This window comes from Aeromonas sp. QDB14, from assembly GCF_027707845.1.
Lineage (GTDB): Bacteria > Pseudomonadota > Gammaproteobacteria > Enterobacterales > Aeromonadaceae > Aeromonas > Aeromonas caviae.
The window spans coordinates 1-12,176 of the sequence record NZ_JAPCJD010000103.1 but is presented as its reverse complement, the minus strand read 5'-3'; the positions used below and the strand labels follow the sequence as shown (position 1 = coordinate 12,176).

The 12,176-nt window shown below is 51.7% G+C and carries 10 protein-coding genes; 4 read left to right on the top strand and 6 right to left on the bottom strand.

Annotated features, from left to right (window positions below):
• Positions 1-55: 55 nt before the first annotated feature.
• Both PG887_RS20480 and PG887_RS20475 read right to left on the bottom strand, forming a co-directional pair.
• The gene (locus PG887_RS20480) at positions 56-1,051 is read right to left on the bottom strand and encodes a restriction endonuclease subunit S (RefSeq protein WP_270822780.1); all 996 of its coding nucleotides are present in this window, start codon (positions 1,049-1,051) and stop codon (positions 56-58) included.
• The gene (locus PG887_RS20475) at positions 1,051-3,513 is read right to left on the bottom strand and encodes an N-6 DNA methylase (protein ID WP_270822779.1); all 2,463 of its coding nucleotides are present in this window, start codon (positions 3,511-3,513) and stop codon (positions 1,051-1,053) included. The genes PG887_RS20480 and PG887_RS20475 overlap by 1 nt, the downstream gene beginning before the upstream one ends.
• Positions 3,514-3,801: 288 nt before the next feature.
• Between PG887_RS20475 and PG887_RS20470 the strand changes: the two genes are divergently transcribed.
• The 3 genes from PG887_RS20470 to PG887_RS20460 all read left to right on the top strand — a co-directional run bounded on the left by PG887_RS20470 (position 3,802) and on the right by PG887_RS20460 (position 6,636).
• Entirely contained in the window at positions 3,802-4,362 is a 561-nt protein-coding gene (locus PG887_RS20470; protein ID WP_270822778.1) for a TIR domain-containing protein, read from the top strand.
• A gap of 271 nt (positions 4,363-4,633) precedes the next feature.
• Complete coding sequence (locus tag PG887_RS20465; RefSeq protein ID WP_270822777.1) at positions 4,634-5,818, top strand: toll/interleukin-1 receptor domain-containing protein; 1,185 nt, start codon at positions 4,634-4,636, stop codon at positions 5,816-5,818.
• Positions 5,815-6,636 carry a hypothetical protein gene (locus PG887_RS20460; RefSeq protein WP_270822776.1) on the top strand — a complete coding sequence of 274 codons (822 nt, stop codon included), beginning with the start codon at positions 5,815-5,817 and terminating at the stop codon, positions 6,634-6,636. The genes PG887_RS20465 and PG887_RS20460 overlap by 4 nt, the downstream gene beginning before the upstream one ends.
• A gap of 151 nt (positions 6,637-6,787) precedes the next feature.
• On the opposite strand, the gene PG887_RS20455 is transcribed toward PG887_RS20460, so the two are convergent.
• From PG887_RS20455 to PG887_RS20440, 4 genes are all read right to left on the bottom strand, one after another.
• Positions 6,788-8,176: a DUF6880 family protein gene (locus PG887_RS20455; protein WP_270822775.1), complete on the bottom strand. Its 1,389-nt coding sequence runs from the start codon at positions 8,174-8,176 to the stop codon at positions 6,788-6,790.
• A 212-nt stretch (positions 8,177-8,388) separates the two neighbouring features.
• Positions 8,389-9,432: a Fic family protein gene (locus tag PG887_RS20450; protein ID WP_270822773.1), complete on the bottom strand. Its 1,044-nt coding sequence runs from the start codon at positions 9,430-9,432 to the stop codon at positions 8,389-8,391.
• A 118-nt stretch (positions 9,433-9,550) separates the two neighbouring features.
• Positions 9,551-10,174: an inovirus Gp2 family protein gene (locus tag PG887_RS20445; RefSeq protein WP_270822772.1), complete on the bottom strand. Its 624-nt coding sequence runs from the start codon at positions 10,172-10,174 to the stop codon at positions 9,551-9,553.
• 413 nt (positions 10,175-10,587) lie between these two features.
• Complete coding sequence (locus tag PG887_RS20440; RefSeq protein WP_128297587.1) at positions 10,588-10,764, bottom strand: helix-turn-helix transcriptional regulator; 177 nt, start codon at positions 10,762-10,764, stop codon at positions 10,588-10,590.
• Positions 10,765-11,229: 465 nt separating this feature from the next.
• Between PG887_RS20440 and PG887_RS20435 the strand changes: the two genes are divergently transcribed.
• A complete protein-coding gene (locus PG887_RS20435; RefSeq protein ID WP_270822770.1) occupies positions 11,230-12,135 on the top strand; it encodes a hypothetical protein in 906 nt (301 codons plus the stop codon).
• The last annotated feature ends 41 nt before the right edge of the window (positions 12,136-12,176 follow it).

Genomic DNA, 12,176 nt, shown 5'->3' with positions numbered 1-12,176 from the left:
CATGATCTCGCACCTCAGTAACTGTACGTAAGATCAGTATAGCTCGTGGTGACTGCTAATCATGGGTAATCAGGTAATGAAAAATGCTTCCAATACCGCCTTCACCAGGAATCAATATTGCTTCACAATCGTATGAAAATGTATTCATCCACTCCACTTTTTCTGAGCGAACAAAAAATGGGAACTGCCCATTATCAACTTTATCTTGGTTGTTTTTCGAACCAGTTTTAATGTGCGCGAGACTCCCAAGAGTGGCTACTTTCCAGTCCTCCGGGATTTGTCCCAGCTCGCTGGATTTATAGCCTTTTGGGGTGCCATCGGGGCGCAGGGCGAACTGCGGCAGGCGGGTGCGACCGGTCAGCAGTTGCTGCATTGTGGCAGTCTTGATGGCCTGCTTCTTGGCGATCAACTGCTCCAAGCCCACAATCAGCGCATCGGTATCGGCAAGAGACGTAGCAATTGCCTCTTGCTCTTTAAATACCGGTTTTGGCACAAGTATCGCAAGGAAAGTATCCTTGGAAATGTTTTTCATACTTCCACTAGTGCCCGTTGCTGACTCCTTTATTTTTTTTGCGAATGCGGATGAACTCAAGAGCCTAGACAGCCAACGAGAATCGACGTTTTCACTATTTTTAAATTTCATTAGCCAGAGTCTATCTGGCAAAAAAGAATCTTCTATGTCAACAGGCACATAACCCAGTTCACCAACGAGCAAGGGAGTATTCATCCGACTAACAATAATGTCCCCCTTTGCTGGTGAACATTTAGCCCGATGGATATCATCAGGTAAAATTGATTTTTTTTCATCCGGGAGGAATCCTCCCTCACTGACGCATGAGGTTTTAAGCACATGCATTCCATGTGAAAAGGCATTGAGCTTATCTACGGAATTAACACTCACACCTGACCCGATAGATGAGATTAATGAACTTACGCTCACTACATCCCAATCCTCGGGAATAATTCCCACCTCGGTCTGCTTATAGCCCGCCGGAACAGTCTGCTTGGCCACCTTCTCGTTCACTCTGTCTTGCATCATCTGCTCCGCCATTATGCCCACTCCAGGCCCATGGCTTTCAGATGGGCCGCCACCTTGGCTTCCAGCTCGCTGACGCTCTTGGTGAGTTGTGGCAGGGAACTGCTATAGCGCTCCTCCAACTCCTTGACCCGAGTTGCCAGTTGCTGGGTGACCCGCTCAATCTCGGCTTCCAGTGCGCCGCACAGGCTCGCTTGCCACTTGTCCTCCACCAGCAGGGTTTTGATCTCGGCATCGTCAAGTTTGGGGTATCGGGCAAACACCGCCCTATCGAGCGCGTCGCTCGCCTCTTTATGGGCTTTTTTGGCACTGGCTTCGGTATCGAATAGCGTTTGTGCCTGCTTAAGCGCCACCTTTTCTTCCCGGTCGGTGGCCAGCTTGAGGCGCGCCTTGACGCTGGCGGCCGTGACTTTTTCCTTGTCATTGAGTGCCTCGGCGAGGCCACCCTCTTCACCGCTCTGCTCCTCGATAAAGCTCTCCAGTGCCTGGCTGGCTTCATCGAGCGTAGTTTGCAGCTTATCCAGCGCCTGTTGCTGCTCGCTAAAGAAGCGGGCCACTAGCAAGGTGGGCAGGATTAGCTCTGCCTTGTATTTGGCCTTGCCGATAACGAGATCGGCGCTCTCTTTCTGCTTCTCGCCCTTCTCCACCTTCAACTCGCGCAGCACCTTGGCCGCCTCCCAGCCATCTTGCGACAGCACATAGAGATCGTCTTGCAACTGGCTCTGCCAATAGTCCATCAGCAGCTGATAGATGGCGTAAGGGTCGAGCAACTCGCCAAGGCCCGCGCTGCGGTACGCCTCCAGCAGTGCCTCGCTTATCTCCTCGATCAGCGCCTTGGGGGAGTCGCCCTTGGCAAACTCCGACAGCTGGCAGGCCGCAAACCAGTCGCTGAACGGCGCCAGCGCCGCCTGCTTGAAACAGGTAAATTCGTCATGGGCCAAAATGGTGCCCTTGACCTTGGCGGCGGGCACCTGCGCCTGGCTGTAGCCAGGGCGCAGCGGCGCAAACAGGGTGGTTTTCAGGGTCGGGAAGATCTGCCAGTAGGGGCTAAGCGCTTCGATATCTCGCTCCGGGATGCCCCCTTGCAGGTGAGCAGCCAAATCGTGCAGATCCTCGCCGTCGCTGCTGTCGATATAACGCGGAATATTGAGGTTGTAATCGTTGGCGGCGATTTCAGCGAGCGGCACCCAGCGGCTGTAGCCATCCAACGTCAGGCCACGGGTAAAGGTGTCGACAATCAGGTGGATATCCTGCTCGCGCAGCCGGTTCTTGTTGCCATCTTTGATAAAGCCGCGGCTGGCATCGACCATCAAGATCCGCTGCTGCTCGCTGCTGGCCCCCGTGGGATTAAAGGCGCGTGCCTGGGCGTGCTCCTTGTCGATCACGATAATGCAGGCGGGAATACCGGTGCCGTAGAAGAGGTTGGCGGGCAGGCCGATGATCCCCTTGATGTAGCCTTGTTTGAGCAGGTTCTCGCGAATGCGCGCCTCGGCATTGCCACGGAACAGCACGCCATGGGGCAGGATCACCGCGCCCTTGCCGGTGCTTTTCAGGCTCTTGATGATGTGCAGCAGGAAGGCGTAATCGCCGTTTTTCTCGGGCGGTACACCCCAGTAGAAGCGATCGAATGGATCGTGCTCGGCATCGAGCCCGCTGGTCCAGTTCTTGTTGGAAAACGGCGGGTTGGCCACCGCAAAGTCGAAGGTCTTAAGGGCACCGTTCGCCTCTTTCCATTGCGGATCGGCCAGGGTGTTGCCTTTCCACACCTTGGCGGTGGGGTTGTCGTGCAGGATCATGTTCATCCGTGCCAGCGCCTGGGTGGCGTTATCCATCTCCTGCCCGTAGATGGAGAGTCCCTTGGAACCGGCCTCATCACTCGCCTTGAGCAGCAGGGAGCCCGAGCCGCAGGTGGGATCGTAGACGGTGGCATCTTGCGGAGTCTGGCGGCTGATGCCGATCACCTTGGCCAGAATGCGCGACACCTCGGCTGGGGTATAGAACTGCCCCTTGGACTTGCCCGACTCGGTGGCGAAGTGACGCATCAGGTATTCGTAGGCATCCCCCAGCAGATCGTCCCCTTCGGTGCGGTTGGCCGAGAGATCGAGCCCCTCGAAGATAGCCACCAGCTTGGAGAGACGGTCTGTCATCTCCTTACCCTTGCCGAGCTTGTCCTCATCGTTGAAGTCGGCAATGGTGATAATCCCTTGCAGATCGTTGGCAACGGCCAGCGCACTGATGATGCGGTTGATCCCCTCGCCAATTTCCTTGCTGCCCTTGAGGGCCACCATGTCGTCAAAGCTCGCCCCACCCGGCACCTCGATCATTGCGTAGGGATTGCCCTTGGCCTTGTCGGAGACGTACTTCACAAATAGCAGGGTCAGCACGTAGTCCTTGTACTGGGAGGCATCCATACCGCCACGCAGTTCGTCACAGCTTGCCCAGAGGGAGGAGTAGAGTTCGTTCTTCTTGATGGCCATGAGAAATCCGGAAATTGAGACGACGATTAAAGGTGCACTGGTGCACTAATGCGGGCTAGTTTACCCACTCGTAGCCTTTGCGACCATGTTTTGAGTCACATCAACTTGATGGTGTCGGCTATCGTCTCACTTTGGCACAGGCGATGCCGGGTTGAGAGGGGGCGGCCATTCCATTAACAACGCCAACAAACAGTCACACAGATGGGCAATACCTTTTGGGCATAAGCGTTTGTCGGGAGCACATAGAAGCGATAGAGTGTTGGCATTACAAATACATGGGGGTTTGAAATGGCTTACACAGGTATCAAAAGGAAGGTTTTCATTTCTCACTACAAGGGTGACAAAAACGAAGTTGACGCATTCATCGATGAGTTTGCTAATAAGCACAAGGTATTCACTCCATATGTGCTTGGTGCCAACGAGAATGATGATTTCATCAACAGCACAAATCCTACCTATGTGATGTCCCAAATTCGAAAGAAATATTTACAGGACACGACAGTAACTATTGTGCTTGTTGGAAGTTGCACCCATAGCCGGAGATACGTCGATTGGGAGCTCAAGAGTTCACTTCAACAAGGTGAGACATTACCAAATGGTGTCATGGGCATCATCCTCCCGAGTCAAGGTAATGCTGCCAATATGCCGCCACGCTTGAATGAGAATTGGACGAAAGGACACATTGACTGCTACGCGAGATATTGGATCTATCCGAGAACACCTGAGGAACTAGGTCAGTGGATTGAAGATGCGTATGCGGCTAGAACGTCGCGCGCCAAGTTCATCAAGAACTCGCAGGAAATGATGAAGTACAACAGGAAATGTTTGGTGTGCGGAATGACGCACTGATGCAGTCAGCCTCCGCGTTGCCCTTGTCTATCGCCCACCTTTAAAGCCATTGAGGACGCTCATGGGTGATGACGTTTGAGAAGGTTTGTCTCTCGCGACAGAGTGCCCGTAATGCATAAAGTTTTTGTCAGTTATCGCCACTATGGTGGTCAAACTGATTACGGCGCCCTCTCGACCACGTTTCATGATATTTATGCCGTAATTTACGCCCACGCACTGGAACCTAAAGTAGGTAGCAAAGGCGTAGACTGCACAATAGTTGAGACTATCTATGACCGATCTGACACGCCCGCTCCTAGTTCTTTACGTCATTTGGCATCCTGATTTCGCAGAGGGTGGCGCGATAGCTGATGTTCTGCGAGAGCATTTCCGTCGCAAGCTCTATGAGAACATCGCGGGTGGCACTGGCCTTAGTGTTATCTATCGCTATGCCGCCGCCCCAGGGTTAGCAGGCCCCTTGCCGATAGACCTCAACGAGGCGGAAACAACTGCCATAGTGGTTCTGGCCGACCCTAACTTGGTAGCTGACACGGCCTGGACCGGATATGTCCAAGAACTCGTAGAGCAGACCGAACAGGCTGGTCTCGGCGCCCGGGTATTTCCAGTTGCTATTGAATCTGGGGTTCTGGGAAGCTTGGGGGTAGCAGAACAAGCTCTGCGTTGGGACCTCTGGAAGGGTTCCCAGGAAGAACATCGCCAACGGTTGACGGCCGAGTTAACCTACGAGTTCTGTCGGATGCTACGCCACTATCTTGAGCATCTGAAGCGCCCTGCCGAGGACGAAGCGGCACTGGAGGCGTACCTTAAGAAAGTACAAATCTTCCTCAGCCACTCAAAGCATGATGAGGACGGCGTGCGCATCGCGAAAGCGATACGCACACAGCTGCACGAAGGCCATGGGCTAGCAAGTTTTTTCGACGTGCATGACATCCCTGCAGGCCTGCGCTTCCAGAAAGTGCTGCTCCAGCAGGTGCGTGTGAGTGCTATGGTGGCGATTCACACCGATTCCTATTCCTCCCGTGAGTGGTGCCGACGCGAAGTGATTGAGGCTAAGCGCTGGAATGTGCCACTTGTGGTAGCCAACAGCATCAGCGATATAGACGAGCGCGGTTTCCCGTACATGGGCAATGTGCCAGTGGTGCGTTTGGAACCACATGGGGTTAGCCGGATCGACTTCGTAATCGGCCGCCTCCTTGACGAGGTGCTGAAGGATTTCCTATGGCGCTGTCGAGTGGAGCTCGCCCGAGGAGTAGCCGACCCGACAGTGACCTTCCTACCGAGGCCGCCTGAGCTTATCTCGCTCGCCAGTCTGCCCCCGGCAGAAGATGTACCGGAGCCATTAATCGTCTATCCGGACCCGCCGCTCAGCGCGGAGGAGGAACGCTTGTTTGCGGAGGTTGCTCCAAGAGTTCAGTTGCGTAGTTTGACCGAATGGCTGGCAGGAGCGGTGCGATGAGCTACGAAGAGGTGCTTGGACAGCAGGTAATAGCCATCTCCATCTCGGAAAGCCCGGACATGCCCGCTCTGGGCTTGAGTGATGGGCACCTGCGTGATGCCATGGCGGAAATCGCGCGCCACTTACTCGCGCTTGGGGCTCGCTTAGTATACGGGGGTGACCTTCGTCAGCACGGGTTCAGTGAGTTGCTTTTCGAACTAGTTTCTCGACATCGTCGCGATTCTGCAGAGAACGACTGCCATGCAGACGTAATGAACTTTCTGGCATGGCCGGTTCATATCCTACAGTCGGCCCCTAGCCTTGAATCGACGGTGGACGATCTCGAAGGTAGTGCCGAATTTGTCTGCTTGCAGCTCGACGGTACGCGGCTACCGTTGGTGGAACGGTTGAAGTTAGCCCAACAACAGCCAACGGAAGCCGAGTGGTCAGATGGACTGACCGCGATGCGCCGGACCATGTTAGCGGTGTCTGATGCCCGGATCGTGCTTGGAGGTCGGGTGGACAAATACAAGGGCTCTATGCCGGGCATCGCTGAGGAAGCGCTGATGTCATTACAGGGCGGACAGCCGCTGTACCTGATGGGAGGTTTCGGTGGCTGCACCCGCGACATCACCGAAACAATTGGTCTCGTGCAACCTTGGGCAACGTCGCATGCGGCGTGGCAGGGCCGAGCCGAATTTGAGCGGTTTTCAGCTGCTGCCCTGAACAATGGTCTATCTGTTGAGGAGAACCAAATGCTTGCTATGACCCCACATGTAGACCAGGCAGTCATGCTCATCCTGCGTGGGCTGATGCGTGTGGCAAGACCGACTGATTGACTTCAGGTGGTTTACGGGGAAGTAATTATGTACCTTATGCGGCAAAGTAAGTCTCCCCGGCAAAGCCGGGGGCTTTAGTTTTGTTCCCCCCTCAAAGCGCACCGATGTGCCGTCATGAACTGGCTGAAATTATGAAAGGGGCTCCAGCCCCTTACTTCCCCGCCTGATACAGCACGCCGCTCGCCGTGATGGTGACAGTCGGTAGTTTTTGGCGAACCAACTCCCAGAGGCTGCTCTTACGCTTGTGCTGCTGATACAGCTGATTCAAGTAGTCCTGTGGCGAAGAGAGTGCACTCAGCTCATCCCCCTGCTTCAGGGTCGCTTGATAATCCAGGCTCTTTTTCAGATCCGACACGGCCCCCGAATAGTAGGTGCTCTTGCCCTGATTCACGACATGGGCCACCAGTATGCGACGCAGACGCACCGCCACCGCCGTAAACCCCTGTTGATAGAGGCGGCTCGACCAAGTGCGCACCGTGGAGCCGGTCAGGATGGCGAGCACTTCCAACAAGGCGGTATCTGTGGTACTTGCAAGCCGCTGTGCCAGTTGCGGCCACGCTTCTATCTCGTCCAACAACAGCAAGACCCCGTAGAGACCCCACTGTTCAGCAATCGCGACAAAGCGGGCCAATGCCACCTCTCTCGGCTCATCCCCACTTTGACAATAGCTTGTAAAAAATTCGCTACTCCGAGTCGCGGCAAAGGCACTCAATGCCAAGGCGTGGGCATCGTTGCGACGTCCCTCTTCCTGATAGGCCTGGATCAGCACCTGATGCCAGGCCGCCAATTGACGATGGCGCTGCAGCTGTTCCGGGTCCATTGCCTGCAACACGGTAATGGCCTGCTCGGCCCGCAACTCATCAATCAACAAACGTGCATAGTCGATCTGCTGACGGGGATGGGTAAATCCCCCTTGTTGCTGTACCTGATCAAAAAACGCGATATCGCTCAAGCTAAGACTCAAGCCCAGCGCTTCAGGCAACTGGCCTGCAGCCGCATAGTCATCCCGCAAGGCCCGCACCAGCGGGGTGCCCAGCACCTCGCGGTAATCAAGCAGGTAGGTGATGCTGATGGCGGGGTCGATACTGGTCCATCCCTCACGCAACCGATGCGCCAGCATTTCAGACGATACGGACTCACGTTGAGCACCGATAGCCATTAGCCACTGCTCGACCAGCGCTAGATGGTAATCCTCCCAGCTCCCGCTGGAGGTATCCATCTTTTCATACAGCTCACTGGCTTGCCCCAACAACGCGAGTGCAAAGGTTTCTCCTTCCCTGGGTGACGCTGTAATCCCCTTGCCCAGCAGCGGAATAAACTGCGTGCACAAGGTAGCGAAGAAGGCATCGACTTCTTGGTAATCCCAGGAAGGAAGACGACGGGTGAGTTTTTTGTACTCTTTTTTGGCCAGCTCCAGCAACGCCTCTTCAGCGGTGAGGTACTGGTTAATCGGGTGTTTCTTGGCGAGGGGGACGTGCTGTGCCAGCTCAAGCACGATAGCCAACAGTTCGGCTTGGCTCTTGCTCTCGAGTTTACTCAATTGGGCCTTTGTGAATATGCGAGCCATCAGTAGTGTTGTCTGTCATCAGATCCATGGATGTGGGCATTGTGCCGAAGCCCAGCACGGATGGCTATCCACGGCTGCTTCAGCATCCCGACCACACTGCAATAATCGCAATTGAGTTATCCATTATCCCCTTCTCACCCCTCCAGGGGCTTACATGGCTGTGTAGCTCACCTTTCGTAGAACCATCATTGCGTAACTGTTTCTCCTCCCACTGGCAGCACTTCCCAATGTCCCCCCTTACGCGGCCCGACAAAACGCAACCGCCCTTCCTTGACCAAGGCAGAAGTTGCCCGCTCAACGGTGCTGGTTGATTTGCCTATCCGCTCAGCCACTTGTTTGAGGGTCAAGGTTGGCTCAACAGCTAAAACACCCAAGATCAAATCCGGCGTTTTTACCCGCATTTCTACCTTCGTTTTTGCCTGATTTTCTACCCGCGTTTTTTCCAACTGAGTGGCTTGCGATGCAGGTTGAACAGCAATCGCTTGAGCTAAAGCATCCCTTAATGCCTCAAGCAGAAACAGGATGAAGTCGGTGCAGTCACTCAGTCTGTCTGCTTGGCTTAGCTGTTGGTAATAGTGTTCCTGTCGCTCCTTGATGACTGTTTCGACCGGCAAGAAGGCCAGAACAGGCTGCCAGCGACTCAGGATCACCGTCTGCCATAAGCGTCCCATACGCCCGTTCCCATCAGAGAAGGGATGTATGAACTCCAATTCGTAGTGGAACGCACAAGAAGCGATCAAGGGATGGGCTTCAGTATCTGCCAACCATTGCAACAGTTGTCCTATCAGACGTGGCACTTGATTGGCTGGCGGTGCCATATGTACCAATTGCTCACCACGATAAATACCGACTCCATCACTGCGCCATGCCCCGGTATCATCACAGAGTCCGAGCATCAGTCGCCCGTGGGCACTGAGCAAATCTTCCGCAGACACAGGATCCCAGTTCGACATCGTTTCATAGGCGGCAAAGGCATTGCGCACTTCCTGGATCTCGCGGGGTAGCCCTAGCACAGGTTTGCCATCAATGACTGCCGTCACCTGCTCCAAGCTCAAGGTATTGTGCTCGATGGCCAGCGATGCCTGGATAGTGCGGATCCGGTTCTCCCGGCGCAGCATCGGCACCTGGGAGCTTTGAGTAGACCGCCACTGCCCCACCAACTCGGCAATCTCTACCACCCGACTCAGCATGGCGTGGGTCAGGGTGAATGGAGGGGAATAGGCTGCCATGGGTTGCTCCGAGTGATGTGATAGTTAATAAGGGGCTAGCTTAACAGATTTGGAGGCTACCACCCCAGACTATCAATACGCTCCCCTCGTTAATAACAACGGCTTGCTCTCAAACACTTTATTTGGTGCTACAGCCGAAATTACGATTGCCGTCTCCGAAAACTTTGCTTTTCTCTTTCGCCATATAGTCTATTCGGTCCAAGAAGCCTCTAGGGTAATACCCTGACTCAACATCTTTCTTAGTAAGCTCAAACACTCCTTTATCCGCATAGTGAATGAGATGTTGACCATCATCAGGCTGAAGACCCAGCGCACTACACCACGCTGTGGTGATCATTGTTCTCAGAGAACCTCGATCTAAGTCATAGTCTCCCAAGTGATAGAAAGCATCCTTGTTCAAGAGCAAAAGAACATGATAATGGCGCTTTCCTGTTTGGCTGTACTCACGTACCCAAGCATATCGGAGGGTATTGGGATATACCCTTACCCCATTCGCACGTTGACGTTGCTGATACGCATCGATCTTCGCTTTGAGCGAGTTGATGAACCTTGCTATTACATTTGGGGAGTTGTCATACAAGCAATCAATAGTATCGCCATTATCCAGTATGGCCGGGTCATGCAGATCTACTCGAATTGCAAGCGTTCTCGGATGATCCTTAGTCGCTAATTGGATTACATTCAGGGTTCTCTCCCTGTAGTTTTCGATATGGTTCCCATGATTGGATTGATAGTATTTCATTGGTTTATCCTCAGATTTACAGAGACACGGTAATTACGGCCTGACTCATTAGAGAGATAGGCCACTAGGCAGATAGGTATGCGATTCCTCATGCAGACACATGAGGCTTGTGATTTGAAATGGTTCTAGGTGATACTGAGCGCCAGTAAGCCAACGCATTTCGCTGCTTGATATATCAAGCACGATGACGCTATTGGATGAAATGGAGTTTGGCTGAGCTATATGTTCACGACTGGCATTTGCGCACACAGTGGAACATGTATTGATAAGGATAGTATTACCTATCCAACACTGAAATATTGCTTGAGCCCTTGCACCATATTGATTTCACATCAACAAACAACTCTATAGTTACAACCAAGACAGTAAAAAAATTTATCGGTGCCACCTGCTATTGGCCGGTAAATAATTTATCAACGAAGAGATTTCTTAGACTCGATCCATTCCTCTATCTCACTCAGAATCCAAGAAACAGATCGCGGCCCGATTCTAATAGGTAAGGGGAACGTCCCCGCATTCATCTGACGATAAACTGATGCCTTAGAGAGTGATGTCATTGCGATGACATCTTTCAGCTTTAGTAGTTTCATGATGAGCCCTCCTTGTCGTCCATAGGAGAGGGTTCTCATGTAAAAAATGCGATGTGATGGCTCTTAGCAATCCATCTCCAGCCTGCAAGCGACTCGCCCCTGCCTCGGTGCGGTCGACTTTTTACGGCGTGCATTCACTCAAGCCAGTAGGCCAAGGAGAGGACGGGGCCGATGGTATTAATTGCCAATGACCCCCTATTCGATCACGCTTAGAGTGGCATTAACCGAAGACAGGTGCGCTTGGCATGCATGTCCTAACCAAGTGCTCCATCGAAATGCTTGAGGAGCATTTCGTTGCTTAACATGCTGTCCGTCATATGGGATTTCCCGATCAATGTCGGTGGTCATACGTCAGGCGTTTCATCATAGATAGAGCGCATAATTTGTATAGCAATGTCATTGACATAAAAGCATTTTATGTTAATAGTTATGCATATTGTATTTTTTGCATAATGAGATATAACCATGACTAATCGCATAACATTTAATGTTGAAAATATGGATACGATACGTGCGCTAGATAATTATTGCAAATCACAAAACATTTCTCGCTCGAAGGCAATTAGTGCATTATTGCAATCTACTGTTCCGGCTCTCAATGATATTACCTTCTATCATCAACTAGGAAATGAATTAAACAGGCGACTGTTATCTGAAATTTATCGAAAGGACTTGCCGCGCAGAGAAAAAACAATTCAAATTGATGCGGTAAAATATTGCCAATCTGTTTTCGAAAACGATTTATTGGTATATAAATATTATCTGTTAGAGAGCAATGTTGACGTAAAAAGGGATCCTTCAGGTTGTGTTATATTCGACAAGGTTAACGACAATGAAGTGGGAATATATGAACAGGCACACTTAGATAACATATGCAAGGTTGGGATTAGAATTATCAAGCAGTGTGCGAGAAAAGATCAAACGCATGACTACTACTCATGTTATATAAGTTTAAAAAGGAAATTTAAATTTAGTGTGGAAAAACCAAATGATAATACTCCAAAATATAAGCGAGTAATTAATGATGGATTCTTCCTTTACTTAAAGGATGTGGTCTGCGACGGCTTCTTTTTTGATATTGAAAAAACAACCATCATTAAAACTATTAATATTTTTTCTGTTGGCATCAATGGGGTTGCAGATACATCAAAGGATTCTCTGGTATATTGCTGGATCCCCATTGAGTATTGCGGTGACTGCGTTGTTATTGTACCAGTATATAGATTAGATCAACTTACTAAACCAATATTAAAAAATCCAAATAAAATGACCTTAGTTCTCAACAATATAGAGTTTACCTTTCCGGATTACAGAAACATAACTCCCCCTAAAATTTGGTTCATCGCGGCTTTCCGGGGAAGGCCGCCTTGATTTTCAGAAAAAAGTATTCTGAGTCCCTAAATCCATATGCC